Below are 25793 nucleotides of genomic sequence, written 5' to 3'. Positions count from 1 at the left end.
CGATGACCGGCACGGCGACCCGCACGCCGACCCGCACAACGAGGCAGCGGGCGCAGTCGGTACGGACGAGGACGACGCCAGAGGAAGCGACGCGAGAGAAACCAACGCCGGAGAAGACGGCGCAGAGGTACGCGAAGCAGGTGGAGACCTGCGGCCGGACGGTGCGGCCGGCGCAGACGAGATGACGTAAGCGAAGACGCAAGTGATGACGCAAGCCAAGAAGTAAGCCGAGACGTAAGCGAAGACGCAAGTGATGACGCCAGCGAAGATGTAACGCCCAGACTTCTTCCCCCCAACCACTCCCTGGACGACCCGAGTTCTACCGACCGGCCTCCTGTCGGGGCACCGGCCCCGGACCGGCTTCCGGCTCCAGCCCCAGCTGTACACGCAAGGCGCGCGTGTCCGGCTTTCCGTTGGCGGAGAGCGGGAAGTGGTCGACGACATGGACCGCATTGGGCTCTTCGTACGCCGCCAGGTGCTCGGCCAGCCGCCGGCGCCAGATGAGCGGGGCCTCGCCCTCGGGGTCCGCGACGACGAAGTGCAGTGCACTGCCGCGGCGTTGGTCCTCGACCGCCAGTACCTTCACCGGGCGGCCGCAGGCCTCGGCACGGCGCTCCAGGCTCTCGGGGTAGAGCGTGAAGCCCAGCCGGTGTACCGCCTGGTTACGGCCGACCACCCGTACGGTGCCGTCGGCGTCGACGCTGCCCAGGTCGGCCGTCGGATACCAGGCATCGGGGTCGACGGGCGTGAGGGAGCCATCCTCCTGGAGGTAGCCGGCCATCAGTCCGGGGGAGCGCACTTCGATCCCGCCGAGCTCGCCGGGGTCGGCAGGGGTGCCGTCCGGGCGCCTCACACGGAGCCGTACGCCGGGCAGTGGACGCCCGCAGCCGTGCGGCGTACGCGGCGTTGCCAGCGCGACATTGCCGAGTTCCGTCAGACCGTAGCCGTCCAGCAACGGGCGGCCCATTGTCATGTCGAAGGACTCGGCCAGCGGGGCGGGCAGCGGTGCGCCGCCCACGCCCCAGATGCGGACGCCCGCGAGTCCGGCGCGTACGTCGGGGCGGCGGCGTACCACGCCCAGCAGCGCGTGGTACGTGGACGGTGCGGCGTCCACGGCGGTGGCGCCGTGCGCGGCGGCCTGGGTGACGGCCGCATCGAGCCGCTGGTAGGGGGTGACCAGGAGGGTGCAGCGGGCCAGCCACCACAGCAGGATGACCGAGAGCCCGTACTGGTGGGAGAAGGGCAGCAGCGGGGCGAGCACGTCGTCCGCGCGGTAGCCCATGGCCTCGATGGTGCGCAGCGAGTTGTCGAGGACGGCGCGGCCGGGCTTGACGATGCCCTTGGGGCGCCCGGTGGTGCCCGAGGACCACAGGACGAGCGCGTCGGGGCGGCGGAACCAGCGGGCCAGGTCGACGCCGTCGGCCGGTGCCGGTGCCGGTGCCGGTGCGGCGTCGGCGGTCAGCGCCGGGTAGTGGATGATCCGCTGGTCGGGGACGCCGGGGAAGCCCTCGGTGCGGCCGTCGGCGGTGACCAGCCAGCGGGCGGCGGCCTGGCGCGCGGCGGCGGTGGCGTCGGCGGCCGGGAGCCGGTGGTCGAGCGGGATGAGCGAGGTGTCCAGGTGCATCAGGGCCAGCAGCGTCAGGACATAACCGACGCTGTTGTCGCCCTGGACCAGGACCCGGTCGCCGGCGCGGATGCCGAGGCGCTGTAGGGCGTCCGCGGTGGCCCGGACGCGGCGGTCGAGCGCCGGGCCGTCGAGGTGGCCGCCGTCGCCGGGCGGCGCCGCCGTGGACGCCGCGCCGTCGACGAGCCGTGCGGCGGCGACCGGAGGGGCGATGGTGTCGGTCATGGGTGCTCCGATCCGGTGGGGTCGAGGGGACGCCGCCCGGTCCGGGTGGGGGTGGCCGGGCACAGCAGTGCCGAGGTGGTGGTGGCCACCCACCGGCCGTCCGCGTCCTGGAACGTGCAGTCGAGGGTGAGCAGGCGGCGGTCCGCGAGCGGTGTGACGGCGGTGAGCCGGACCGTTGCGTGCAGGGTGTCGCCGGCGTGCGCGGGGCGGGCGTGGCGCACCGTCTGTGCCCGGTGCACGGCCCCGTCGGTGGTGAAGCCGCCGTGGGCGGCGAGCAGTTGGTCCTCGGCGTGGGCGGCGAGGGTGGCGAGGTAGGTGGGTGGCGCGAGGGTGTCCGGGTGGCCGAGCGCCCGTGCGGCGGCCGGGTCGTGGTACGCGGGGTGCGGGTCGCCGACCGCGGCCGCGAAGGCGGCGAGCCGGGCCCGGTCGAGGGCGTAGGGGCCGCAGCGCAGGGTGGTGGGGGGCGGTGCGGGGGCGGACCGGGCAGCCGGGTCGGGCGGGGCCGGGGGCGGCGCCGCGCTGTCGGTCATGGCGGTCAGTCGCCGATCATGTGGTGCCCGCCGTCCGCGTGCACGATCTCGCCGGTGGTGGCGGGCAGCCAGTCCGACAGCAGCGCCACACAGGTACGGGCGACCGGCTCGGCGTCCTGCGGGTCCCAGCCCAGCGGGGCACGGTTCGCCCAGCCCTTCTCGAACGACGGGCCGTCGCCGCCGATGCCCCGTGCGGCCAGGGTGCGCAAGGGTCCGGCCGCCACGAGGTTGGCCCGGATGCCCTGGCCGCCGAGGTCCCGGGCCAGATAGCGCGAGCAGGCCTCCAGCCCGGCCTTGGCGACCCCCATCCAGTCGTAGCCCGGCCAGGCGCGGGAGGCGTCGAAGTCCACACCGACGACCGAGGCGCCGGGGCGCAGCAGCGGTCGGCAGGCCATGGTCAGTGCCACCAGGGAGTACGCCGAGGTGTGCAGGGCGGCGGACACATCGCGCCACGGTGCGGTCAGGAAGCCGCCGTCCAGACAGGACGCGGGGGCGTGTGCGACCGAGTGCAGGACGCCGTCGATCCCGTCCAGGTGCCCGCCGACCCGGTCGGCGAGGGTGCTGAGCTGCGCCTCGTCGGTGACGTCCAGCTCCACGACGGGGGGGTCCTCCGGCAGCCGCCGGGCGAGTCGGGCCACCAGACTCGGCCGCCCGTACGCGGTGAGGACGATCCGGGCGCCCTCCTGCTGGGCGAGCCGCGCCACCGCGTAGGCGATCGAGCTCTCGGTGATCACACCGGTGACCACCAGCCGCTTTCCGTCGAGCAGACCGCTCATGCGGTTCCTCCGTCTGACTCGTTCTCGACTTCGAAGTCACCGGACATAACTCAGAAGCATTGTCCGGGCGTGGTCTTGAAAGACCGTCATTGACAACCTATCGGACCTCCAGTTGACTTCGGTAGTCAAGTGTAGTCAAAAGAATGACTTGGGGGTCACGGAGGTGCCGTGGCGTGCCGGGTGCACGGTGCGGTGGTGCGACACACCCGCCGGGGCGCCGCACCCGGCCGGCGGTCGGCGGCCCCGCGGCGGCCCAACCGCCCCGCCAGGGCCCCCCGTTCCCGCGCCGGGGCGTTGGCCGGCCCGCAACACCCCCCCTTCCATAGAGAGGTGACCGTCATGACCGTCCCGCCCCGCGAAGAGATCGTCGCTCAGCTCGCCGAGATCCTGCACGAGGTGGCCGGCGTGCTGCCGTCCGAGGTGACCGAGGAGAAGTCCCTGGTCGAGGAGTTGGATGTGGACTCCTTGGCGATGGCGGAGGTGATCGTCATCGCCGAGGAACGCTTCGGGATCGCCCTACCCGAAGAGGAGATGAAGGACATGCGTAGAGTTTTGGACATAGTGCTCCGCGTGGAGAAGCAGCTGGCGGCCTGAACTCCCGCGCCCGCCACCGGCATCGGAGCGGTTCCCGGCCGGGTGCGTTCCCGCCGGCCGCCGGCGCCCGCCGGGAACGCACCCGCCCCGAACGGTACATACCGGTGCGCTCCGGACCGGCCAGGGCGGGGCGACGGTGGTGCGTCGGTCCGTCCCACGGCTGCACGGTGCGCCGCCTGCCCCAGAACCGAGGGGCCACCGGTGAGGCGAGGTGGCCTCGGCTTGGCGAAATCTGGTAATGCCGGGCAGTAAACCAAAGTTGATTTTCGGTCGTCGCTTGTTGACGCAGGCATAGACCAGGGTTACCTTGAAGATCTCCAGTGGGTAAATCAAATCGACTCAGTGCACTGCTTTCTCGGACGTGACCGGTCCGCAGAAAGGAGACATGGTGCGAGGGGATCTATGCGGGCGGACGAGCCTTTCTGTGGCGCGCATTCACTCAACCATGAGGGCGGCCGGGGAGGCCCGGACGGACCGCCCAACGCCTTTGTCAAAGCAGGAAGTTGGGACCCCGCACGCTCTTCAGAATTAGCTGACGGCGGTGTTCACATATTCTCGCCTGCCGACGGCGACATTCGGGAAGTCGGCTGTCTGGCGGCATTTCTCGGGCGGTTGCTGCATTGTCCGCCCGACGATATTCCGGTGACCCCGGACGGGTTCGGCCGCCCGGTGTTCGCCGAACCGCCCCCCTCGATCGGCTGGCCACCGGGCGCCCGCCTCTGCCTGGGCATCGCCGCGGACCCGGCCCGCCAGCTCCTCGCCCTGACCCGGGACCTCCCGGTGGCGCTGTCCGTGCACACCGTCCCGCACGGTCCGGTGGGTGGCCTGCTGCTCCCGTTCACCCCGCTGGAACGGCGCCACGTCCAGGAGGCCCCCGCCGACCGGCGCGCCCGACGGCTGGCCCAGCTGTGGACGCGTAAGGAGGCGTCGCTGCGGCTGACCGGCCCCGGCGGGCTAGCCCTCGCCGACGAGGTCGACGCGCTGAGCGAGGCGCGGGACGGCAAGGTCGTGATCCCCCCGTCCCCGGTGCACCCCGGAGGCGTCGCCTTCGTCCGCGATCTGCCCGGGGGCCCGCAGACTGTGGCTTGTGCGGCCACCGCGGCCCCGGCGCCGGGCGTGCACCTCTGGCGGGCGGATGCGTCCGGTGCACTGGACGGTCCGCACACCCTCGGCGACGCCGGCACCCCGCCCTTCCTCTGAGGCCGGGACCCGTGCTGGGCCGGGCACCCGGCCCGGTACGGGAGTGCGCGGCGTCCTACGGCATCAGCACCGCATGGGGATCCGGCCCCTCGGCCCGGCGGACACCGGAGCTGAGCTCGCGCCAGGTCTCCAGTGCCAGTCGGAGGGCGCCGGCTCGCTCGTACCCCTCGGCGGCCAGCTTGAAGTCGGCCTCCGCGGCCTCCCCGGCGCCGTGCGCGCGACGGGCGCGGGCCCGGTGGAGCAGGCAGCGGGCCCGGTCCAGCGGCGAGAGCTCCGCCGCGTCGGGGTCGATCGCCTCGGCCCGCTCGGCGGCCCCGGCCGGATCGTCCCGGCGCAGCGCCGCGGCCGTCTCCAGCACCGCCAGCCAGGTACCGGCGGACGCACTGCCGACCAGCGCGGCGGCCTGCCGGGCGCGGGCCATCAGGGCGTCCGCCTGCGGTGCCGGGCCGGCGGCGAGCGCCAGCAGGGTGTGGGCCCGGCCCAGCCGCAGCCGCAGCCGTACGCCGTCGGTCGCCGCCAGCAGCTCCTCGGCCTCGGTCAGCAGCTCCAGCGCCCGCTCCGGCTGCCCGTCCAGATACCGCGCACCGGCCACCGCCCACAGCGCGCCGGCCCGCAGCTCACCGGCCGGCAGTGGCGCGGCCTGGGTGCTCAGCTCCGCCCCGAGCTGGGCGGCGCGGCTCCACTCCCCGCTGTCGACGGAGAGGGACACCAGTGCCACCCGGGCCTGCACCCGCTCCGGCCGGTCGGGCGCCAGCTCGCCGGTGACCCGTACCGCCTCCTCGGCGAAGCGCACCCCCTCCGTCAGCCGGCCCGCGGCGCGCAGCAGTTGGGCGAGTTCGACGGCGACCCGGGCGTGCAGCACCGGCGCGGAGTGGGTGAGCGGGTCGTCGAACAGGTCGCGCAGCGCCGCTTCGTGGCGGTCCGGGGCGTCCAGCCGGCCCAGGACCGTGGCCAGTTCCCAGCGCGCCTCCCAGCGCACCTCGTCCTGGTCGGCACCGGCCTGCGCCACCAGCGACTCCAGCTGTCGGCGGGCCGCCGGCCAGTCGCCGGCCAGCGCACTGGCGCGGGCCGCCACCAACTGGCCGACCAGGTCCAGGCGCTGGGTGAGCCGGGCGCCGGACTCCTCGCGGGCGCTGAGCGCCTCGACCGTGGTGCCCAGCCGCTCGGCGATCGACCGGGCGATCTTGGCGCCCGGGACTCTGCGGCCGTTCTCGACCAGGGAGACATAGCTCGGGGAGAGGTCCTCCCCGGCGAGGTCCCCCTGGGACAGACCCTGGGCGCGCCGGACCTCCCGCACGCGCTTCCCGAAAGCAGGCTGCTCGATCACCAAGAAAAACGCTCGCAGTTGAGTTGGGCGGACGGACAGGGACGGCGTACCGCCGGCTCCGGACGGGCGGAACGTGATGACCGCGAGTCTACTCACCGGCCGATGTCCCAGGCATGGTCGGGGACGACGTTCACCCACCCGGGGAGTCATTTTTTGTCACTTGTGGACGTGTCTGTTCGCCCTTGCTCGCGGCAGGACATCGCGGGAGCTGGGAGCCGAGTCGGGTTCTCTGGCACTGAGGAGAACGGACGTGTGGTGGGCGAGGGGGAGTGGTCCGGGGTGACGCCGCTTGTCATATGAGTGAGTCGAGTGCAATGACTTTGCTTGACAATAAATGACAATTGGCTGACGCTGACCCTCCATGGACTACGCCCCGAGGAGGGACATATGAGCTCCGCTCCCGCATGGCCGGCCGTGGCCGCCGAGCCGGAGGACAGCCTCACGCGCCAACGTGCGGCGGCCGTGCACAGGGTCCGGGACTTCCTGGTGAACGACGCCGGTACCGTGCACGAGCTGCTGTGTGAGATCTCCACCCACCGCGCCGCTCGCTACGAGATCGAGTCGACCCTCGCCACCCTCGACGGGGCCCTGGACGAGGTGGCCCGCCACCGGCCGGGCCGGGTCCCCCAGCTGGCCGCCTTCATGCCGTCGAACGTCATCCTCTACTCCTACGCCCTCTACCTCCTGGTGCCCGCCCTCTACACCGACCGCCTGGTCTTCCGGCCCTCCAGCCGGGTCAAGGACCAGATGCGCCGGCTGCACGCCCTGCTCGCCGAGCAGCACGGCCTGCCGATCACCCTGACCACCGCCAGCCAGCGGGAGTTCCTGGACGACCACGTCCGCCCCGCCGACGTGGTGGTCTTCACCGGCGCCTACGCCAACGCCGAGCAGATCCGCGCCCGGCTCTCCCCGGGGCAGCTGTTCCTCTTCCTCGGCTCCGGGGTCAACCCGTTCGTGGTCGCGCCCGGCGCCGACGTCGAGCGGGCGGCCCGGGACGCGATCGCCATCCGGGTGCTGAACACCGGTCAGGACTGCCTGGGCCCCGACCTGTTCAGCGTGCACCACACGCTGCGGGAGCCGTTCGTGGACGCGCTGGTCAGCGAGCTGAAGGGGCTGCGCTACGGCCCGTACACCGATCCGGACGCCGACTTCGGGCCGATCTTCTACGACAGTGCGCTGGAGGACGGCGCCCAGTTCCTCGCCCGCCACCGCGGGGAGATCGTGCACGGCGGGCACGTCGACTTCCGGGGCCGCCGGCTCGACCCCACCGTCGTCGTCGGTGCGGAGGTCACCCCGCGCACCCAGGTGCCGGAGTTCTTCGCCCCGATCTTCAACGTCACCTCCTACCGCGACGAGGACGCCCTCGCGGCCACCCTCACCACCGGCACGTTCACCGAACGTGCCCTGGGATCCAGCGTCTACGGCCACGCCCCCGCCCTGGTCGAGGCGCTGCGCCGGCGGACCACCGTCACCCAGGACACCACCCTGCTGTCCATCGACGACGGCAACGCCCCGTTCGGCGGCTACGGCCGGATGGCCAACTACATCTCCGACGGCCACGAGGTGCGCGCCGAGCCCGTACTGATCTCCCAGGCCGTTGCCGCCCACGGAGCGGGAGGCACCCGATGACCGTGGCATCGCACCCCACCGCCTGGGCCGCTGTCGCCGACCACCTCCGCCACCTCGGCACCCGGGCGGTCTTTGGGCTGCCCGGCGACGACATGGCGCTCCTCGGCGAGCTGGAGCGCACCGACACCCGGGTGGTGCTCTGCCGCGACCAGCGCAACGCGCTGTTCATGGCGACCGGTTACGCGCTGGCCGCCGGGCGCCCGGGGGTCTGTGTGATCGGCAAGGGGCCGGCCCTGACCAATGCGCTCACCGGCCTGCTGGAGGCGCGCTCCGCCGCCGCCCCGCTGCTCCTGATCGCCGACGGCACCCGGCTCGACCGGCTGGGCACCGGCGCCTTCCAGGAGCTGGACCAGCTCACCGCGGTCCGTCCGTTCGTGAAGTGGGCGGTCCGGGTCGACCACGCCGAACGGCTGCCGGCCGCCCTGGAGAAGGCCGCCGCGCTGGCCGTCAACGGCACTCCCGGGCCCGTCTACCTGGAGCTGGCCGAGCAGATCGCGGCCGACCCGGTCCCCCGCACCGGTCCCTGGCGGCCGGTGCGGGCGCAGCGTCCCGGCCCCGACCCGGACGCCCTGGCCGCCACCGCGGACCGCATCGCCGCCGCCCGGCGGCCGCTGCTGCTGGTGGGCGGCGGCGCCCGGCACCGCAACACCGGCCGCCGTATCGAGCGCTTCGCCGAACTCCTGGGCGCCGGCCTGTTCACCACCGCCTCCGGCCGCGGCACCGTGGCCGAGGACCACCCGCTGTACTGCGGCGTCAGCGGCCTCTACACGGCCGCACCGATGGACGCGCTGTGGCGGGAGGCCGACCTGGTGATCGCCCTGGGCAGCCGACTGGAGGAGACCGCCACCTTCGGCTGGCCGGACGAGGCCGCCGAACTCCCCGTCGTCCAGGCGGTCCTGGGCGAGGAGAGCCTGGTGCTGGAGCGGCCCGGGGACCACGTCCTCGGTGACGTGGGGCGGACCGTCGACGGTTGGACGGGGCTGCTGGCCGGCCACCGGCCCGGCGACGGCTGGCCGGAGCGGGTCGGGGCGGTACGGGCCGCCCTGGCGCAGCGCGCCGCGGACCGCGCCGAGGAGGCCGGTAAGCGGGTGCCCGAGGGGGCGGTCCCGGTCTCCCGGGTGCTCACCGCGCTGGACCGCGTGGTCCCCGCCGACCGGGTCCTGGTCCAGGAGAACGGCCTGCAGGACATGTGGTCGTACTTCTTCCCGCACACCACGCTCGGCGCCGGTGCCGGATCGGTGGTGCCCAGCGAGCAGACGCCGCTGGGCTTCGGCGCGGCGGCGGCGGTCGGTGTCCGGCTGGCCGAACCGGCCGGGCGGCCGGTGGTCGCGGTGGTCGGCGACGGCGCCTTCAACCTCTTCCGCGCCGAACTGCCCACGGTCGCCGACGCCGGCGCCGCGGTGCTCTACCTCGTCCTCGACAACGGCGGCTATGGCTGGCTGCAGTCCAACCTCGACCGGGTCTGCGGCCCGGACTCGCGGTTCGCCTTCACCGTCCCGCGCCCCACCGGCACCGAGGGGCTGGCCCGCGCCTACGGCTGCGACTACCGCCGGGTGACCGCGGCGGATGAGCTGGACGCCGCGCTGTCCGCCGCCTGGCAGCAGGTCGCCGGCGGCACCACCGCGGTGGTCGAGATCGCGGTCGCGCTCCCCGACACCCCGCCGGGGATGAGCGGTTCGGCCGGGGACTTCCCCGAGCGCGAGGGGACGGCCTAAGGGGTTACGGGAGGCCCGTAGCCACGGCGGCGTGCTGCGTGGACCCGGCCCGGCCGGCCCGGGGGTGGCCGGGGGGCCGGGTCCACGGCTTCTTCGTACGGGGGAGCCACGCCATCGGCGTGACGGGGGATGCGCTCCGACCGTACGGATCGGTGTCAGGTCTTGGTGCGGAACCGTGCGAGGGCGAGCGGCGCGGTGACCGCGGTGAGGCCGACCGACCACACCAGCGTCCAGAGCACCGGCCCGGCCACCGGCCCCTCGCCCAGGGCGAGTCCGCGGGCCGCGTCGGCCATATGGGTCAGGGGGTTGACGCCGGTGAAGGCCCGCAGCCAGTCCGGCATGGTCGACGGCGAGACGAAGATCGAGGAGCCGAACTGCAGCGGCGTCAGCACCACCACCGACAGCGACTGCACCGCCTGGGCGGAGCGCAGGGTCAGCCCCAGCAGCATGAAGATCCAGATCAGCGAGGTGCCGAAGACGGCGGTGAGGCCGACCGCCGCCGCCAGGCCCGCCGCATGGCCGGCGACGTCGAAGCCCAGCACGGCCGCGATGGTCAGCAGGACCGCGATGGCGACCAGCATCCGGCCGGTCTCGACCACGACCTTGGCCACCAGCACCGAGGAGCGGGCGATCGGCAGCGTACGGAAGCGGTCCATCACGCCGGTGCGGAAGTCGTCGTTGACGCCGGTGCCCACGGCCATAGCGATGGTCATGCCGAGGATCACCATCAGGCCGGGCACCAGGAACGCGGTGTACTGCGCACGGGAGCCGCCGGCGCCGAGCACACCGCCGAAGACGAAGACGAACAGCACCGTCAGGACGACCGGCATCAGCAGGGCGTCGGTCATCGACTCCGGGTTCCGCCGGATCTGCAGGAGGTTGCGGCGGATCAGGGCGCCGGTGTGCCGGGCCATCGCCCGCGGGCCCACCGGCCCCTCGTCGCGGAGCGGGGCGGTCGGCCCGGGGCGGAAGCGCACCCGCTGCGCCGCCTGGGGGGAGGTCACGGCTGCTCCCCGCCTCAGGCCGTCGTGCCGCGGCGCTCTTGGAGCCACTTCTGCCAGTACGTCCGCCGGTCGGTGCTGGGGTGGGCGACGATGATGTCGCCCAGGACCGCGGAGCCGGTGATGCGCACGCGCGGGGTGACGGCCTCCGGTCCGGAGTGGTCCCGGGTCAGATTGCGTACGTCGCCCAGAACCGTGCTGCAGTTCAGCTCCACCCGGACGCCTTCGGGGAGCAGCAGATGGACGTCGCCGACCAGGGCGCGGGCCGTGATGGTCAGTTCGCCGGTCGAGGGGGCGGGGGAGCCGCACAGGTCGAGGGTCACGTCGCCGAGGACCGCGGTGGCCTCGATGCCGTGCTCCAGGGAGGGGCTGTGGTGGACGAGGTCACCGACGAGGGCGCGGAAGCTGCGCTGCCCGGTGGCGGTGGCGGCGGACTCGGGGGGTGTGACGTGCGGCAGGTCCGCGCCGACCGCATCCAACTCCTCGCGGGTGCGGGCCAGGTACGCCGCCTCGGACCGCTCGGCCAGCTCCTCCAGGGTCAACCGGCCCTCGGCGGTGGCCTCCCTGAGCCGCTCGACCATGGTCTCGCGCTCGGCGTCGGACGCCAGCACCGCACGGGCCGGGGCGGTGGGGGCGGACGAGGGCGTCACGTCCTTGTGCAGATCGGGGCGTTGGGACGGCGTCATCGTGGTGCCTCCGCGAGGTCCGGGCAGGGGTGGGGCGTTCGCCGGGATCATCGGACCACGTCACCGGGGGCGGGGGCATCGCCGTGCGGTAGTACATCGAAAGGTTGACCCCCGGCGCCGAGGCACACAGTTCGGTGTACTCGGCAGCCGGTTTTTCGTCGCCCGGGTAGTCGCCGAAATGATCTCAGTAGGGTCGGTGAAGAACGGTGAAGGAATCCGAATATTGGTCGACTTCTTCTTGACTGCTTGGTAAAGTGCGTAGCACTCATTGTGACTCGCCGATTTGATGCAGCCGGGCGGAGTCATCCACCGTTCGTAATCCGGAGGGTTTGTCGAATGCCTGAGCTGGCGGACACCGGGCGGCGCATCAAAGAGCTTCGGGTCAGCGCGGGAATGACACAGCACGACCTTGCCGGGGCTGAGATGTCGTCCAGCTACATCTCGCTCGTCGAACGCGGGAAGCGCATTCCCAGCGGTCGGGCGCTCAAGATCCTGGCGGAACGCCTCGGGGTCGGCGTGGACGACATATCCAGAAGTGCCGAGCCGGTCGAAAGCCCGGGCCGGGTCCGCCGGCTGGACCTGGTCGGGCGATTGGTGGCGGCCCGGCGGCAATGGGAGGGCGGCGACGCCGAGGGGGCGCTGTCGGAATTCCGCGCACTGGCCGAGATTGAACCGGCCGGCCGGCAGGACGACGTATTGACCGAGGCGCAGCTCGCGATTGCCGAAATACTGGGCACGCTGGGCCGTGCGGATGAGGGCGCCGAGGTCCTGCTGCGCATGCTCCAGGCGCTGGCGCCCGCGCCGTACGCCGAGGCCCGGCTGCGTGCCCTGATCGCGCTCGCCGACCTGCTGGAGTCGGCCGGCCGGGTCCAGGACGGGCTGCGCCATGCGCTCACCGGCTTCCTCGAATGCGCCGACCGGCGTCCGGGCGGCGGCTTCCACGCGCTGCTGGTCCTCGATGTGCTCACCCGCTGCGCGTACTGGAGCGGCTGCCCCGACTGGGCGCCCGACACCGACCACGGCCGCCCGTCGCCGGACGGGGCGTTCCCCGGGCCGCGCGCCAGCATCGATCTGCACCGGGCGCTCGACCTGCGCGACCGGGGCGAGACGGCGCGCGCCACCGCGCTGCTGGGGGAGTGCGCACGCCGGGTGACACCGGCCGCGGGCTTCCCGCTGTGGGAGCGGATCAGCGGCCAGTACGCGCTGCTGCTCCTGGGGCAGGGCGAGGAGACGGCGGCCCGCAGCATCGTCGAGCGCGGTCTGGTGGTCGCCTCGGTGGCCCAGGAGCCGGGCTTCCCGCTGTGGCTGACGACCGCGGAGGCGGTCTGCGCCGAGGCGGCCGGCGAGGTGGCGCAGCTGGTCGCGCTGGGCGAGGAGTTGGCCGCGCTGCCCGACACCGGCCGCAGCCATGAGAAGGCCGCCGCGCTCGGGGAGATCGCGGCGGCGTGTGAGCGGGTGGGGGACCGGGAAAGGGCGGCCGGGTACTTCCGGTATTCCGCGGAGCTGTTCCGGCGGGCCCAGGCGTACCGGCACGCTGAGCGGGCCCGGGAACGGCTGGCGGACCTCCTGGAAAAGCGCGGCTGACGGCCGGGGCAAAAGCGCGGTGCGCTGCCACAATGCCGTTATTGCGCCCCATACACGCTTACTTATTCGACTTCTTTCCCAGGCCCAGTAGTGCGAACAGGGCCTCGGCGCCACCGACGATCGCCAGTACCAGCCCGGCCTTGTGAAGCGAGACGACCGGTGTCTCCACTTCCTTTGTGGTCAGCCAGAGGATCAGGCCGATGATCGCCAGAACAATACCTACCGCAATACCCTTCATGAGTTCCCTCGTCCCTCGTGACGGCGCCCCGCATCGGGCGGCGGGGTCGGTTGTACGGACCAGCGTCCCGTCCGGCCGCCGCATTCGGATCATCCGCAGGTAGGCACTTTCCGCCCCACCGACTGTCACTTTCTATGTACTCCCGGCCCCTACCCGGGGCGCCGTCCGGCTCCGCGCGCGGCGCGGCCGGGTGGGCGACCGAGGGCGTGACCGGGGGCGTGACCGGGGGTGTGACCGGTCCGGCTGTCCTGTGGTGACGGCGCTGAACGGCCCCCGTGCAGTCAATTTTCATGACTCTGCTGGTCATGCGTCTGGGCGCATTTTCGCTGGTGCGGGGCGTAGTGGGGGTGTGGGTGGTCGCGCCATCGACTGACTGACTTTGCGAAGAGTGTTGACAGGTCGATGACTCGGCTGTCATGTTTCTGGTCATGAGGACGCCCCGAGCGTGACTACCGGGGCAGAAAATCAGGAGGTGGGTTTCATGGAGTTGCGCACCGATCGGCGACGCGTCGTCGTCACCGGCTGCGGCGTGGTGTCCCCCGTGGGAAACACCACTGCGGACTTCTGGGCCGCCCTCCTCGCCGGCCGCAGCGGCGTCCGTGCCGTGACCCGCTTCGACACCACCGGCCTCCCCGTCCGGATCGGCGGCGACCTCACCGGCTTCGACACCACCGGCCACCTCACCCCGCAGGAGGCCCGGCGCTGCGACAACTTCACCCAGTACGCGGTGGTCGCGGCGGCCGAGGCGATGCGCTCCGCCGGCCTCGACACCGGCGCCGGCGTCGCCAACCACCGCTTCGCCGCGGTGATCGGCTCCGGCTACGGCGCCGCCAACGCGATCCAGCAGCAGTACGACATCCTGCGGGAGCAGGGCCCCCGGCGGGTCTCCCCGTACCACTCGGTGCTCACCGCCATCGACCACCCGACCAGCCTGCTGTCCATCAAGTACGGCATCGGCGGCCCCAGCGGCGCGGTCTCCGCGGCCTGTGCCACCGGCGCGGTGGCTCTCGGCGAGGCGGCCGAACTGATCCGCCACGGACGGGCCGACGTCGCCCTGGCCGGCGGGACGGACGACGCCCTGACCGCCGTCGACCTGGCCGGCACCGCCAACGCCCAGGCCCTCTCCCGCCGCAACGACGACCCCGAAGGCGCCAGCCGGCCCTTCGACCGGGACCGCGACGGCTTTGTGATGGCCGTCGGCGCCACCGTCCTGACGCTGGAGGAGGCCGGCCACGCCGAGCGGCGCGGCGCGGAGATCCTCGCCGAGGTGGCCGGCTACGCCACCACCAGCGACGCCCACCACGCCACCGCCCCCGACCCCACCGGCGCCGGCGCCGTCCGCGCGATGCGCGGCGCCCTCGAAGAGGCGCGGATCGCCCCCGAGGACGTCGGGCAGATCAGCGCGCACGGCACCGGCACCGTCCTCAACGACCGGATCGAGGCGGCGGCGCTGCGCGAGGTGTTCGGCCCCGACCAGTTGCGCCGCACACCGGTCACCGCCGTCAAGAGCATGACCGGGCACATGCTCGGTGCCTCCGGAGCCGCCGAGGCCGCCGCCGCGGTGCTGTCGCTGCGGGACCGCACCGTCCCGCCGATCCGCAACTGCGACCACCCCGCTGAGGAGGACCTCGACCTGGTGGTCAAGGGCGCCCGCGAGTGGGACGGAGATGTGGTGCTGAGCAATTCCTTCGGGTTCGGCGGGCACAACGCCGTACTCGTCCTGACCCGCTACACCCGCTGACCGACGAGACCCGAGCTGAGGAGGGACGCACACCGTGCAGGGACGACTGGTGACCTTGGAATGGCCCGGCGACGACGACTGGGCGGCGATCGCCACCTGGCTGCGGCCCGGCTCGCCGGCCGCCGTGCTCAGCGGTGACTGGGAGCTGCTGGGCGCCGCCGAGATCGAGCAGGCCAACCGCGCCGGCCGGGTCCACAACCTGGTGATCCGCACCAAGGACGGCGACCGCATCGGCACCGTCAGCTACCAACGCTCCGGCCGGATCGGCGGCTTCACCGTCGGCGGTGCGATCGGCGCGCCCGAGCTGTGGCGCCGCGGCTACGGCGCGGAGGCCGTGGTGCTGCTGGTCGACTACCTCTTCCACCAGCTCGACGCGCACCGCGTGCAGGTCACCACCGCCGGCTACAACAAGGGCATCATCCGGCTGATGACCAAGACCCCGTTCGTGGTCGAGGGCATCCTGCGGGACCACTGCTACCTCGACGGGGCGTACCACGACGCGATCGTGTGGGGCCTGCTCCGCGACGAGCACTACGCCTCGCTCAAGCCAAGCGAGGACAACCGCGTGCTGGCCGTCGGGCTGGAGGACTTCGTCTCCGAGGACGACAAGACGCAGGCCCGTGCCGTGCTCGTCGAGCACCTGGCGGCCCGCGGACGCACCGCACTGGACGGCTACCTGGGCGGCGCCGGACGGCCCGCCGCACCCGCCGAGCCGTCGGCCGCACCCGCCGCCCCGTCTGCCGCACCCGCCGGGCCGTCGGCCGCCCCGTCCGTCGAACCGCTCGCCGCCGGCGAGCCCGCCCCCGCGGCAGGTGCGGCATGAGAGACGGCGCCGAGAGCTTCGCCCTGGCCGACCGCACCTTCTTCGACTGGCCCGGCAACTGGGACCTGGAAGCCACCCGCTTCCCCGCCCCGCCGCTGCCAGACGGCTGGACCCGCGAGGACAACGAGGCCTGGACCTTCTGCCGCCCGGCCGAGGACCGACTCCCCGACCAGGGCTGGAAGATCCACGTCAGCGCGGCCCCCGAGGACGCCGCCCGCACCCTCGCCGACGTCGCCGCGCACTGCACCGCGCACGGCATCGCCTTCAAGTACCTCAAGAGCGCCAACGTCCTGCGCGCCCTGAGCCGCAAGTACGCGCAGCGCTCCTCGGCCGGCAAGCTGCTGACCGTCTACCCGGTGGACGACGCCGAGTTCGCGGCCGCCCTCGAAGGGCTCGACGCGCTCATCGGCGGTCGCCCCGGCCCGTACGTCCTGACCGACCTGCGCTTCCGTCAGGGCCCGCTCTACGTACGGTACGGCGGCTTCCGCACCCGCTACCTGGAGGACGACGACGGCGACCTGGTCACGGCCTTCCGCCGCCCCGACGGCACCCCCGAGGCCGACCGCCGCACCCCCGTCTTCCACACCCCCGACTGGGTGCAGCTGCCCGACGTCCTCAAGGACTCGCTGGCCGCCCGGCAGGCGCTGGACGACTTCCCCTACCGAATCACCGGGGCGCTGCAGTTCTCCCACGGCGGCGGCGTCTACCGCGCCGCGCCCCTCGGCGGGGACGCCCCGGGCGCCGGCGAGCGCAGCGTCGTCCTCAAGGAGGGCCGGCCCTTCTCCGGCACCGACGGCATCGGCCGCGACGCGGTCACCCGGGTCGCCCACGAGCACCGGATGCTCCAGCGGTTGGCCGGGCTCCCCGGCATCCCGCGCACCTTCGGCACCCTGAAGGTCCGCGACCACCTCTTCCTGATCCTGGAGGACATCGACGGGCAGGACTTCCAGACCTGGCTCGCCGCGCACCACCCGCTGACCGTCCCCGACCCCGACGAGCGGGCCGTCACGGACTACCGGGACCGCGCGGTGGCCCTGTTCGACCGGATCGAGGCGCTGGTCGCCTCGGTGCACGCCCGCGGCCTGCGGATCGGTGACCTGCACCCGGGCAACCTCATCATCAAGCCGGGTGACGAACCGGTGCTGATCGACTTCGAGGTGGCCGACGACCTCGACCGGGCCACCCCCAGCAGCCTCGGCGCCCCCGGCTTCCACCGCGGCGATGCGACCGGCGCGGACGGCGACCACTACGCGCTCGCCGCCATCGGGCTCTGGCTCTTCCTGCCGCTGGCCGCCCTGGGCGGGCTCGCCCCGGACAAGGCCGCCGCCCTGCTGGCCACCGCCGCCGAGCGCTACGCCCTGCCGGACGCCCTGGTCGCCCGGCTCGCCCCGCAGCTGGCGCCCAACGACGACACCACCTCCCAACTCCGCTCCTCACCAGGGGCGTTCCCACCGGACGACGTGCTGGCTTCGCTCGGCCGGGGGCTGCGCGCCAGCGCCACCCCGTACCGCACCGACCGGCTGTACCCCGGCGACTTCGAGCAGTTCGTCGAGGGCGGCGCGGGCTTCGCACACGGCGCGGCCGGTGTCCTGTGGGCCCGGCACATCGCCCTCGGGGAGCGCGACGAGCAGGGCGCGGCCTGGCTGCGCGCCGCCCTCGACAAGACCCCCGCCGAACGGATCGGCTTCTACGACGGTCTGCACGGCATGGCGTACGTCTTAAGGGAGTTGGGCGACCACGAGGCCGCCGGACGGGCCCTGGAGCGGGCCGCCGGATCGCTCGCCCTGCGCCACTGCCCCAGCCTCTACCGCGGGCTGTCGGGCGTCGGCCTGAACCTGCTGCACTTCGCCGACGCGCTGGACAGCGCCGCCCTGCGGCAGCAGGCCCTCGGCCTCGCCGACCGGGTCACCGACCGGCTGGACGCCGCCCGCACCGCCCCCGTCGCACGCCGCCGCCGGCGCGGCTCCACGGACGCCGCCGGGCTGATGTACGGCTGGTCGGGCGCCGCGCTCTTCCTGCTGCACGCCCACCGCGCCACCGGAGACCCCGGGCTGCTGGACGCCGCGGTCCGCGCCGTCCACCGCGACCTCGACCGGTGCTCACCGGGCCCACAGGGCACGCTCCAGGTGGACGAGGGCTTCCGTCTGCTGCCCTATCTGGACAACGGCAGCGCCGGCATCGCCCTCGTGGCGGCCCACCTGCTGGACCACCGCGACGACCCGCGGATCCATGAGGCGCTGCCCGCCCTGCTGCGCGCCTGTGCCGCCGACTTCGTCATCGAGTCCGGGCTGCTGGGCGGACGCGCGGGCCTGCTCGCCACCCTGGCGCTGCTCCGCGACCGGGTGCCGCTGCCCCCGGACGGACCGGAGCGGCCCGGCGGCCCCGCCCTCGACCGCGCAGCCGTCGACCGGTACCTGCGCCGCCATCTGACCAACCTCGGCCAGCACGCCATGACGTGGAACGGAGCGACGGTCTTCCCCTGCGACGGCCGCGCCCGGATCTCCATGGACCTGGCCGGTGGCGGCGCCGGCGTCCTGCTGGCGCTCGCCACCGCCGAACGGGGCACCCCGCTGCTGCCGTTCCTCACCGACTCGCGCCCCGCGGCGGCCGTTGCACCGGCCGCACCGGGACGCGGCGGCGGCGCCACCGGCGCCGTCACCCCCACCGCCCCGTCCGGGGCAGCGGGCACTGCGGACCGCGGAAGGGAGGTGTCGTCAGATGACCATCATGGACCTTCAGGGCCTGGAGGTGCCGGGCGAGCGTGACGCCCAGGCGCTCGGCTCCACCGTCTCCGGCGGCTGCTGACGAACCGCCGGCCGGACCGTGCACCGTCATTGCACGGCCCGCCGGCACCAGGTGTCCCACTACGGCACCTGGTACGTCACCACCGCGATCATCCACTCCACACCACCGGAGGGAGGTGTCGTCAGATGACCATCATGGACCTGCAGGGCCTGGAGGTGCCGGGCGAGCGTGACGCCCAGGCGCTCGGCTCCACCATCAGCGGCGGCTGCTGACCCAGTCGGCAACACGGTGTCGGTGACGGCATTCGGTACGGCATTGTTCCACAGCGATGCGGTACGGCAGCGATGCGTTACGGCGATGAACTACGGCGTCCGTCAAGGACGTTCGTCCTTCACTACACACCGTCTTGTAACCGTACACACGTCCACCGAAACGCGGAAGGGAGGTGACGACATGACCATCATGGATCTTCAGGGTCTGGAGGTGCCGGGCGAGCGTGACGCCCAGGCGCTCGGCTCCACCGTCTCCGGCGGCTGCTGACACGGCGCCCGGTGGTCCCGTGCTGCGGCACGGGCCACCGGGCCCTTGCCTTCTCCCGGGCGTCCGGCCCGTGGGACACCACCGCTCGCGCCGCCCCAACAGCCCACGGACGGAGGCCAGTTGAACGACACCGCGGGCCCCGCCCGTTCCCTGTGCATCATCGGCTGCGGCCCGCGCGGCACCTCGATCGTCGAGCGGATCCTCGCCAACGTCCCCACCCTGTACGGCGACCGTCCGCTGGACCTGCACCTCGTCGACCCCTACCCGCCGGGCGCCGGCCGCACCTGGCGCACCGACCAGCCCGGCCTGCTGTGGATGAACTCCGCCGCCGAGCAGGTCACCCTGTACCCCGACGAGAGCGTGGACTGCGCCGGCCCGCCGCGGCCCGGCCCCACCACCGCCGGCTGGCTCGACGCCCCGCTGCACGACGGCGGCTACGCGGCCCGCCGCGACCAGGGTCGCTACCTGCGCCACTTCTTCGAGACGGTCACCCGCGCGCGCCCCGCCTCGGTCCGGCTGCACCTGCACCGGGCGCGCGCCACGGACCTGCGGCGGACGCCCGACGGCCGGCAACTGGTCGTCCTCGACGGGGGCCACCCGCCCGTCCCGGCCGACCGGGTGGTCCTCGCCCAGGGCCACCTCGACCACCGCCCCGGGCCGGTCCCGCCCGGCCTGACCCGGATCGGCCCCGGCCCCGCCGACCCGGACGCGCTGGCCGCGCTGCCGCCCGGCGCCCCGGTGCTCGTCCGCGGACTGGGCCTGGTCTTCATCGACTGCCTGGCGCTGCTGACGGAGGGCCGCGGCGGCCGGTTCCTCCGTACCGCCCCCGGCGGCCCACTGCGCTACCTGCCGTCCGGCCGGGAGCCCCGGCTGTTCGCCGGCTCCCGGCGCGGCGTTCCCCTCCCACCCAAGCCGGCGCGCGACACCCCGGCCGCCCCGGCCGCCGGCCCCCCGGCGCTGCGCTTCGCCACCGTCGAGGCCTGCCGGGACCGGCTGTCCCGGCCCGGCGCCACCTTCGGCCGCGACGTCTGGCCGCTGGTGCTGGCCGAACTGGGGTGGTGCCACTACCGCGCGCTCTTCGCCGAGCGCCCCACCGCCGCCGGTACGACCTGGGCCGACTTCGACGCCCAGTACGCGCTGCTGCACACCGACCCCGAGCGGCTGGCGAAACTCGCCCGCGCGGCGGTGCCCGACCCCGCCGACCGGCTCGACCTGGACCGGCTGGCGGACCCGCTGGCCGGGCTGCGGTTCGACGGCGCCGACGACCTCCAGCGCCGCCTGCAGGGCCATCTGGCGGGGGAGCTGCGCCGCCGTACGGGACCCGCGCGGGGGATCGCGACCGCCCTGGTCGATGCGTTGCAGCGGACCGGTGCGGTCATCGAGGAGCTGTGGCGGGACGGCCATCTGACGGCTGATCAGGTCGCCGAGGCGCTGGACCGCTTCGCGCTCGGCACCCACCTCAGCTCGGGGCCGCCGCCGCTGCGCGCCGCGCAGCTGCTGGCGCTGGCCGAGGCGGGGGTGGTGACGTTCGTGGGGCCGGGGATGCGGGTGGAGACCGTGGCCGGCGGCTCGTCCGCCGTCTACCGCGCGACCAGCCCCGCCCTGCCCGGTGTGGTCCACGAGGCCGCCGTCCTGCTCGACGCCCGGCTCGCGGCACCCGACGGCGGGCAGCCGGCCGACCCGCTGCGGCGCGCCCTGTACTCCCGCGGGGAGCTGGTGTCCGAGCCCGGCTCGGGTGGCGGTGCGAGCGGCCTGCCGCGGCTGTCCGGTACGGGCCTGCACCCGGTCGGCGCGGACGGCACCGAGCACCGGGACCGGATCGTCGCCGGCCCGGCCCAGTTCCCCCGCCCGGGAACCAACGCCGTCTACTTCCGGCAGAACGACGCCATCGCCCGCCGGCTGCTGCTGGACCCGGCCGAGGCCTGAGCCCGACTCCCGAACCCGGGGCTGGAACCGGAGGCCTGAGCCTGAAGCCCGAAACCGAGGCCCGAAACCGAGGCCCGAATCCGTGGCCCGAAACCGAGGCCTGAGCCCGGCCGCCCGAACCGACGGCGGAACGGCGGTCCACGGCTCTGCCGGGCCGGGGAGGGGCCGCACCCCCCCGGCCGCCCCCCCCGGCCGCCGCCCCTCAGCCCGACAGGGTGATCCCGTGCTGCTGGGCCAGGATGGCCGCCTGGACCCGGCTGCTCAGGTGGAGCTTGGACAGGATCCGGCTGGTGTGGGTCTTCACGGTGCCCTCGGCGAGGCTGAGGGTCTCGGCTATCGCGCTGTTGGCCAGCCCGCGGGCGATGCAGGCGAGCACCTCCAGCTCGCGTTTGGTCAGGGTGTCGAGGGCCTGCGCCGCACCGTCGGGCAGGGTGGGGCCGGCCGACGGCGGGCGGTCGGCGAACTCGGTGATCAGCCGGCGGGCGATCGCCGGGGTGAGGAAGCCCTCGCCGTGCGCCACCTCCCGCACCGCGCCGACCAGCACGGCCGGCTCGGCGTTCTTGAGGATGAAGCCGCCGGCGCCGGCCCGCAGCGCCCCGAAGATGTACTCGTTGAGGTCGAAGGTGGTCAGCACCAGCACCTCGGCGAGCTGCCGCTCGACGATCCTGCGGGTGGCCGCGACCCCGTTGAGCTGGGGCATCTGAACGTCCATCAGCACCACGTCGGGCCGTAGCTCGGCGGCCATCCGGACCGCCGCCTCCCCGTCACCGGCCTCGCCGACGACGGTGATGCCCGGGTCGGTCTGCAGCACCAGGACCAGCCCGGACCGCACCGCGGCCTGGTCGTCGGCGACCAGCACCCGGATGCCCGGTGAGCTGCCCGCCGTCCCCTCCCTCGGTGCGTCCGCCGCGTCCTTGACTATCTCCTCCACCGGCTGCCTCACTGGCTGCTCCACCTCTCGTCATCACCGCCCCCGTGCCGGACCCGGGTGCCGGGTCCCGGGAGTCATCTGTGTCCTTACGTGCGGTACGCCCAGGGGTGCGGTACGCCCTAGGAGTTCTGGGTCAGCGGGAGTACCGCCCGGACCCGCCACCGCCCGGGCGCGGTGCGGTCGGGTCCCGCGTCGAAGACCCCGCCGACCAGGGCGGCCCGCTCGGACATCCCGGCGAGCCCGGCGCCGGCGCCGGTGGTCAGCTGCGCCACCGGGCGCTGCCGGACCCGGCCGTCGGGGCGGGACAGCGGACTGTCGACCGAGATGGTCAGCTGCTCGACGCCGGCCTCGCAGCGGATCCGCACCCGGCCCGCCGCGGCGTGCTTGAGGACGTTGGTCAGCGCCTCCTGGACGATGCGGTACGCGGTCACCTCGATCACCGACGACACCTCCGGGAAGGCCTCGGGGAACTCGGTGTGCAGGGTCAGCGCGGCGGCATCGGCGGCCGGCCGGGCCTGCTCGACCAGCGCGCCCAGGGCGTTGAGCTGCGGCCGGTCCCAGTCGTCGTCCACGCCCCGGTCGGACCGCAGCAGCACCACCATCCGGCGCATCTCGGTCAGCCCCTGGACGCTGTTCTCCCGGATCACCGCCAGCGCCCGCAGCACCGGGTCCTCCTCCCCGTCGCCCCTCTCGCCCTTCTCGCCCTTCTCGCCGTTCTCACCCTTGTCCGCCTCTGCCGCCCGCTTGGCCTCGGTCAGCGACAGCACCGCGCTGGAGTGGATGGCGATCGCGCTGAGGTGGTTGGCCACCAGGTCGTGCAGCTCACGGGCCATCCGGGTGCGCTCGGTCTGCAGCACCGTCTTGCGGTCCAGCTCGGCCAGCCGGTTGATCTGTGCGGCGCGCTCCCGCTCGGCGTCCGCCTGCTCCTTGTGGTTCCTTATCAACACCCCGGTCCATACGGGGGAGATGAGCAGCAGGGCGACGATGACGCCGGTCGTCACGCCCTCCGAGCGGTTGCCGAGGGCGACCAGGGCGATGGTGGTGGCGAGGGTGACGGCGACGGTGCCGACCTGGAGCAGCCGGCACAGCCAGGTCGCGCCGTACAGGGCCGCCGCGTACAGCAGGTCGGTGTAGATCAGTACCGGGCCCAGCCCACCGCTCGAGGTCATCTCCACCGTCACGGTCACGGTGCCGACGGCGACCGCGAGCGGCGGCAGGGTGCTGCGGAAGGCGGTGGCGGCACACAGCACGAGCACCGGGATCACCGCCTGCCAGGCGGCTATGTCGCCGCCCATGACCCGGGGGCCGCCCAGGACGTACAGGATCAGACAGCCCGCGAAGAAACCCACGGCCAATCTGAGGTCACGGAGCGGGAGGGGACGGCGACGCGCGTTCGTACTTGTGAAAAGACGTAACCACACACGAGGACAGTACTGGGGTTTAGTGTCCGTTCTCCTGGCCCTGGCGCCCGAATTCGGGTTGTGCTCTCGTACATCGAAGTATGTAGCCGCACATCAGCAAGAGGGATGACTCGGAGGATCCGCAGGATCTGCAAACCTTGGGCTGTCTGTATCGATCGATGTAGGCGGAAAAGGGGGAGACACCACCTGTATGACGGGCTGTCATTCACCCGGTACGGCCTCGGCACCGCTCACCTGTGGAGGACGGAAAGTACGTGGAAACGAACGCCGCTCTTCTCGAACTCTGTCCGGAACCCCTTGACCAGGACGCTCCGGATCACCTGCAGCACCCCGGCCGGGCCCGCCCGGCCCCGCTCACACCCTCGCACACCCGGCCCCGCCCGGACACCGGTCACCCCGCGCCGGTGTCCACCCCCGTCCCGATATTCGTCGTCCCCGTCGGATCGTCCGTCCCCGCACCGTCCCCCCGGGGCGGCGGATCCGTAGGGTCCCTGTCCCCGGACCACTGCCTGGGCCTGAACGGCCACACCCGGGCCACCCTCGACGGTGCGTCCCGCAGCTGGCTGCTGGCCCGGCTCCCCGCCCGGGTGCGCGAGGAGATGGCCACGGCCTCCCACTGGGAGCTGTACGGCACCCGCGGGCTGCTGATCGTGGCGTGCGGCGAGGACGCCCGTGCGATGGGCTTCTCGGTGGAGTCCGTCCGGGGTGAGGGCGCCCTGCCGCAGACCCAGGACGCGGTGCTGACCGCCCAGGAGTCCCGGACCGCGGCGGGTTGCCCGGCCGCCGAGCGGGAGCGCCTGATCACCCGCTTCTGGGTGCGCAAGGACGCCGCCATGCAGGCCGTCGGCCGGGGGCTGTCCATCGCACCGGAACGCATCGAGGCCGGCTTCCCCGCCGACCGCGGCACCGTGCGCGTCCCCGGCCCCTACGGCACGGAGGTGCCCGTGTCGGTGCGGAACTTCGCCTTCTTCCCCTCGTACGAGTTCGCCGTGGCGATCCCCGAACCCCTTCCGCTCACCCCCTCCTTCCCGTATTCGGGCACGTAATTGCCCGTTTCCCCGTGCGGGCGGTGGGAATGCGCCGTGAATTCCCCGCCGGTGGCCTGAATTCGGGCCCCGGGCTCGTGGCCGCGGGCGGCGGCACCACGTCATGGCCCACCCGGGTGAAACCGTCGCATGTCGCGCTCCCCCAGCATGCAGAAAACCATATTGCCGGGTTAGTTGGTGCGTGCCCACCGGTCGTGGCGGGGACCCCGCCGCGGCGCTGCCGGAGCACAGCGGAGGATTCCCGTCATGCCGTCGCCCCTCGCCAAACGGTCCGCCGAAGCCACCCTGTCCGTGCTGCTGTTCCTGCTGGGTGTCCTCGGCCTCGCCCGCCCCGCCGCCGCCACCCCCGTGCCCGCCGATTCCCCGGTGCCCGACTGGGAGCGGGTCGCCGCCTGCGAGAGCAGCGGCCGCTGGCACATCAACACCGGCAACGGCTACCACGGGGGCCTCCAGATCGACCTCACCACCTGGCGCGCCTACGGCGGTGAGCGCTACGCCCCGCGCGCCGACCTCGCCACCCGCGATGAGCAGATCGCGATCGCCGAGCGCATCGTCCGCGACCGCGGCATGTCCGCCTGGCCCAACTGCTCCTACACCACCGGCACCCGCGCCACGCCCCAGGCCGCCCCCACCGGCACCCGCAGTTACGTGGTGCGCCCCGGCGACAGCCTCTCGACCATCGCCGAGCGCACCCGCGCCGCCGGCGGCGCCGAGGGGCTCTACGACCGCAACAGACACGCCCTGCCCCATGGCCCGGACCGCATCTATCCCGGACAGCGGCTCCAGCTGAGGGCGTGAGCCCGCCGGGCCCGGGCACCGCTCCTGTGCCCGGGGCCGGCGGCCGGCCGGAGTACTCCGCCGTGGAGGGCCGTCACGGTGAATCCAGTGGTCGGACAGGGTGAATACCGGGGACGGGCCGTTGCTCAGGCTTGGCCCGGACCGGCACGCCCGGTAGCAAGACCGCGGGTTACCAACCGCGAGGTGCAGGAGCACACAGTGAAGAACATGGCACGCGTCAATTTCGTGATCGCAGGAGCTTGCGGCCTGCTCCTGGCTGCGGGTGGGGCGTCGCCCGCCCTGGCGTGGGGCGGGTTCGACCGCGGGTACGGCGGGGACGGGGTGTGGGCCAGCGACACCATCGCCAGCTTCCGCACCGTGCTGCGGTGCGGGCCCCGGGCGCGGATCTGTGTCAACGGGCCGGTGAACAGCGGCAACGTCAGGAACGGACAGAACGTCCACCTGAGCGGCAACAACAGCGACAGCGGCAGCCCGACCATCGACAACGGCAACACCAACGTCGACAGCGGCGGCACGACCGGCGCCGAGAACAAGACGGGTAACGACATCCAGCACGTGGGCCCCGGCCAGACGCGTCTGTGACCCGCAGCTGAAGCGGCCCCGCTCCCGGTGGGTACCGGGAGTCCACCTGCGGCATACGGTCGATGAAGCTGCCCGGCCGGCAGGGCGGGGTGTGCATCCCCTGCTACGCGG

The 25793-nt window shown here is 73.4% G+C and carries 22 protein-coding genes; 12 read left to right on the top strand and 10 right to left on the bottom strand.

Annotated features, from left to right (window positions below; all coding sequences use genetic code 11):
* Positions 1–319: 319 nt before the first annotated feature.
* Genes AB0G84_RS16390 through fabI form a run of 3 tightly spaced genes read right to left on the bottom strand, consistent with a single transcriptional unit; the run spans position 320 to position 3155 of the window.
* Positions 320–1849 carry a class I adenylate-forming enzyme family protein gene (locus AB0G84_RS16390; protein ID WP_361320613.1) on the bottom strand — a complete coding sequence of 510 codons (1530 nt, stop codon included), beginning with the start codon at positions 1847–1849 and terminating at the stop codon, positions 320–322.
* Positions 1846–2379, bottom strand: a complete 534-nt coding sequence (locus tag AB0G84_RS16385; protein ID WP_361320611.1) for a MaoC family dehydratase — start codon at positions 2377–2379, stop codon at positions 1846–1848. The genes AB0G84_RS16390 and AB0G84_RS16385 overlap by 4 nt, the downstream gene beginning before the upstream one ends.
* 5 nt (positions 2380–2384) lie before the next feature.
* Positions 2385–3155, bottom strand: coding sequence for an enoyl-ACP reductase FabI (fabI, locus tag AB0G84_RS16380; RefSeq protein WP_361320609.1), 771 nt, complete (start codon positions 3153–3155; stop codon positions 2385–2387).
* Positions 3156–3494: 339 nt separating this feature from the next.
* On the opposite strand from fabI, the gene AB0G84_RS16375 reads away from it, so the two are divergent.
* Positions 3495–3749, top strand: a complete 255-nt coding sequence (locus tag AB0G84_RS16375; RefSeq protein WP_361320607.1) for an acyl carrier protein — start codon at positions 3495–3497, stop codon at positions 3747–3749.
* Between the two features lie 642 nt (positions 3750–4391).
* The gene (locus AB0G84_RS16370) at positions 4392–4949 is read left to right on the top strand and encodes a hypothetical protein (RefSeq protein WP_361320605.1); all 558 of its coding nucleotides are present in this window, start codon (positions 4392–4394) and stop codon (positions 4947–4949) included.
* 55 nt (positions 4950–5004) lie between these two features.
* Here AB0G84_RS16370 and AB0G84_RS16365 read toward each other — a convergent pair whose 3' ends face one another.
* Positions 5005–6276: a helix-turn-helix transcriptional regulator gene (locus AB0G84_RS16365; RefSeq protein ID WP_361320603.1), complete on the bottom strand. Its 1272-nt coding sequence runs from the start codon at positions 6274–6276 to the stop codon at positions 5005–5007.
* A 387-nt stretch (positions 6277–6663) separates the two neighbouring features.
* Here AB0G84_RS16365 and AB0G84_RS16360 point away from each other — a divergent pair, with 387 nt between their 5' ends.
* Complete coding sequence (locus AB0G84_RS16360; protein ID WP_361320601.1) at positions 6664–7905, top strand: aldehyde dehydrogenase family protein; 1242 nt, start codon at positions 6664–6666, stop codon at positions 7903–7905.
* Positions 7902–9620 (top strand): thiamine pyrophosphate-binding protein, encoded by a 1719-nt coding sequence (locus tag AB0G84_RS16355; RefSeq protein ID WP_361320599.1) that lies wholly within the window; start codon positions 7902–7904, stop codon positions 9618–9620. Before AB0G84_RS16360 ends, AB0G84_RS16355 begins: the two co-directional genes overlap by 4 nt.
* A gap of 155 nt (positions 9621–9775) precedes the next feature.
* Here AB0G84_RS16355 and AB0G84_RS16350 read toward each other — a convergent pair whose 3' ends face one another.
* Positions 9776–10534, bottom strand: a complete 759-nt coding sequence (locus AB0G84_RS16350; protein ID WP_361321051.1) for an ABC transporter permease — start codon at positions 10532–10534, stop codon at positions 9776–9778.
* Between the two features lie 104 nt (positions 10535–10638).
* Complete coding sequence (locus tag AB0G84_RS16345; RefSeq protein WP_361320597.1) at positions 10639–11307, bottom strand: DUF1707 domain-containing protein; 669 nt, start codon at positions 11305–11307, stop codon at positions 10639–10641.
* A 336-nt stretch (positions 11308–11643) separates the two neighbouring features.
* Between AB0G84_RS16345 and AB0G84_RS16340 the strand changes: the two genes are divergently transcribed.
* On the top strand, positions 11644–12891 hold the full coding sequence (locus AB0G84_RS16340; RefSeq protein WP_361320595.1) for a helix-turn-helix transcriptional regulator: 1248 nt from the start codon (positions 11644–11646) through the stop codon (positions 12889–12891).
* Positions 12892–12949: 58 nt separating this feature from the next.
* Here the strand turns inward: AB0G84_RS16340 and AB0G84_RS16335 are convergent, their stop codons facing one another.
* A complete protein-coding gene (locus AB0G84_RS16335) occupies positions 12950–13129 on the bottom strand; it encodes a DUF5708 family protein (protein ID WP_361320593.1) in 180 nt (59 codons plus the stop codon).
* A gap of 481 nt (positions 13130–13610) precedes the next feature.
* Here AB0G84_RS16335 and AB0G84_RS16330 point away from each other — a divergent pair, with 481 nt between their 5' ends.
* From AB0G84_RS16330 to lanKC, 3 genes are read left to right on the top strand one after another with little or no spacing between them, the layout of a single operon-like run.
* Positions 13611–14870, top strand: coding sequence for a beta-ketoacyl-ACP synthase II (locus AB0G84_RS16330; RefSeq protein WP_361320591.1), 1260 nt, complete (start codon positions 13611–13613; stop codon positions 14868–14870).
* Between the two features lie 34 nt (positions 14871–14904).
* A complete protein-coding gene (locus AB0G84_RS16325; RefSeq protein ID WP_361320589.1) occupies positions 14905–15693 on the top strand; it encodes a GNAT family protein in 789 nt (262 codons plus the stop codon).
* Positions 15690–18458: a class III lanthionine synthetase LanKC gene (gene lanKC, locus AB0G84_RS16320; RefSeq protein WP_361320587.1), complete on the top strand. Its 2769-nt coding sequence runs from the start codon at positions 15690–15692 to the stop codon at positions 18456–18458. Before AB0G84_RS16325 ends, lanKC begins: the two co-directional genes overlap by 4 nt.
* Before the next feature lie 99 nt (positions 18459–18557).
* Here the strand turns inward: lanKC and AB0G84_RS16315 are convergent, their stop codons facing one another.
* The gene (locus AB0G84_RS16315; RefSeq protein ID WP_361320585.1) at positions 18558–18722 is read right to left on the bottom strand and encodes a hypothetical protein; all 165 of its coding nucleotides are present in this window, start codon (positions 18720–18722) and stop codon (positions 18558–18560) included.
* A gap of 376 nt (positions 18723–19098) precedes the next feature.
* Between AB0G84_RS16315 and AB0G84_RS16310 the strand changes: the two genes are divergently transcribed.
* The gene (locus tag AB0G84_RS16310) at positions 19099–20904 is read left to right on the top strand and encodes an FAD/NAD(P)-binding protein (protein WP_361320583.1); all 1806 of its coding nucleotides are present in this window, start codon (positions 19099–19101) and stop codon (positions 20902–20904) included.
* A gap of 202 nt (positions 20905–21106) precedes the next feature.
* Here AB0G84_RS16310 and AB0G84_RS16305 read toward each other — a convergent pair whose 3' ends face one another.
* Positions 21107–21769: a response regulator transcription factor gene (locus AB0G84_RS16305; RefSeq protein ID WP_361321049.1), complete on the bottom strand. Its 663-nt coding sequence runs from the start codon at positions 21767–21769 to the stop codon at positions 21107–21109.
* Positions 21770–21954: 185 nt separating this feature from the next.
* Positions 21955–23184 (bottom strand): histidine kinase, encoded by a 1230-nt coding sequence (locus tag AB0G84_RS16300; RefSeq protein ID WP_361320581.1) that lies wholly within the window; start codon positions 23182–23184, stop codon positions 21955–21957.
* 476 nt (positions 23185–23660) lie between these two features.
* Here AB0G84_RS16300 and AB0G84_RS16295 point away from each other — a divergent pair, with 476 nt between their 5' ends.
* The 3 genes from AB0G84_RS16295 (at position 23661) to AB0G84_RS16285 (ending at position 25682) form a co-directional block, all read left to right on the top strand.
* The gene (locus AB0G84_RS16295; RefSeq protein WP_361320579.1) at positions 23661–24302 is read left to right on the top strand and encodes a hypothetical protein; all 642 of its coding nucleotides are present in this window, start codon (positions 23661–23663) and stop codon (positions 24300–24302) included.
* 246 nt (positions 24303–24548) lie between these two features.
* Positions 24549–25100 (top strand): transglycosylase family protein, encoded by a 552-nt coding sequence (locus AB0G84_RS16290; protein WP_361320577.1) that lies wholly within the window; start codon positions 24549–24551, stop codon positions 25098–25100.
* Between the two features lie 207 nt (positions 25101–25307).
* Entirely contained in the window at positions 25308–25682 is a 375-nt protein-coding gene (locus AB0G84_RS16285) for a hypothetical protein (RefSeq protein ID WP_361320575.1), read from the top strand.
* Positions 25683–25793: the final 111 nt, after the last annotated feature.

Source organism: Streptomyces sp. NPDC020742, from assembly GCF_040641675.1.
Taxonomy (GTDB): Bacteria; Actinomycetota; Actinomycetes; order Streptomycetales; family Streptomycetaceae; genus Streptomyces.
This window is presented reverse-complemented; position numbering and strand designations above follow the sequence as displayed.

Excerpts from the sequence above, each read along its gene's own strand:
- AB0G84_RS16350 (WP_361321051.1), bottom strand. The coding sequence starts at position 10,534 with ATGGCCCGGCACACCGGCGCCCTGATCCGCCGCAACCTCCTGCAGATC.
- AB0G84_RS16390 (WP_361320613.1), bottom strand. The coding sequence starts at position 1,849 with ATGACCGACACCATCGCCCCTCCGGTCGCCGCCGCACGGCTCGTCGAC.
- AB0G84_RS16340 (WP_361320595.1), top strand. The coding sequence starts at position 11,644 with ATGCCTGAGCTGGCGGACACCGGGCGGCGCATCAAAGAGCTTCGGGTC.
- lanKC (WP_361320587.1), top strand. The coding sequence starts at position 15,690 with ATGAGAGACGGCGCCGAGAGCTTCGCCCTGGCCGACCGCACCTTCTTC.
- AB0G84_RS16375 (WP_361320607.1), top strand. The coding sequence starts at position 3,495 with ATGACCGTCCCGCCCCGCGAAGAGATCGTCGCTCAGCTCGCCGAGATC.
- AB0G84_RS16290 (WP_361320577.1), top strand. The coding sequence starts at position 24,549 with ATGCCGTCGCCCCTCGCCAAACGGTCCGCCGAAGCCACCCTGTCCGTG.
- AB0G84_RS16385 (WP_361320611.1), bottom strand. The coding sequence starts at position 2,379 with ATGACCGACAGCGCGGCGCCGCCCCCGGCCCCGCCCGACCCGGCTGCC.
- AB0G84_RS16285 (WP_361320575.1), top strand. The coding sequence starts at position 25,308 with ATGGCACGCGTCAATTTCGTGATCGCAGGAGCTTGCGGCCTGCTCCTG.
- AB0G84_RS16335 (WP_361320593.1), bottom strand. The coding sequence starts at position 13,129 with ATGAAGGGTATTGCGGTAGGTATTGTTCTGGCGATCATCGGCCTGATC.
- AB0G84_RS16355 (WP_361320599.1), top strand. The coding sequence starts at position 7,902 with ATGACCGTGGCATCGCACCCCACCGCCTGGGCCGCTGTCGCCGACCAC.
- AB0G84_RS16345 (WP_361320597.1), bottom strand. The coding sequence starts at position 11,307 with ATGACGCCGTCCCAACGCCCCGATCTGCACAAGGACGTGACGCCCTCG.
- AB0G84_RS16330 (WP_361320591.1), top strand. The coding sequence starts at position 13,611 with ATGGAGTTGCGCACCGATCGGCGACGCGTCGTCGTCACCGGCTGCGGC.
- fabI (WP_361320609.1), bottom strand. The coding sequence starts at position 3,155 with ATGAGCGGTCTGCTCGACGGAAAGCGGCTGGTGGTCACCGGTGTGATC.
- AB0G84_RS16360 (WP_361320601.1), top strand. The coding sequence starts at position 6,664 with ATGAGCTCCGCTCCCGCATGGCCGGCCGTGGCCGCCGAGCCGGAGGAC.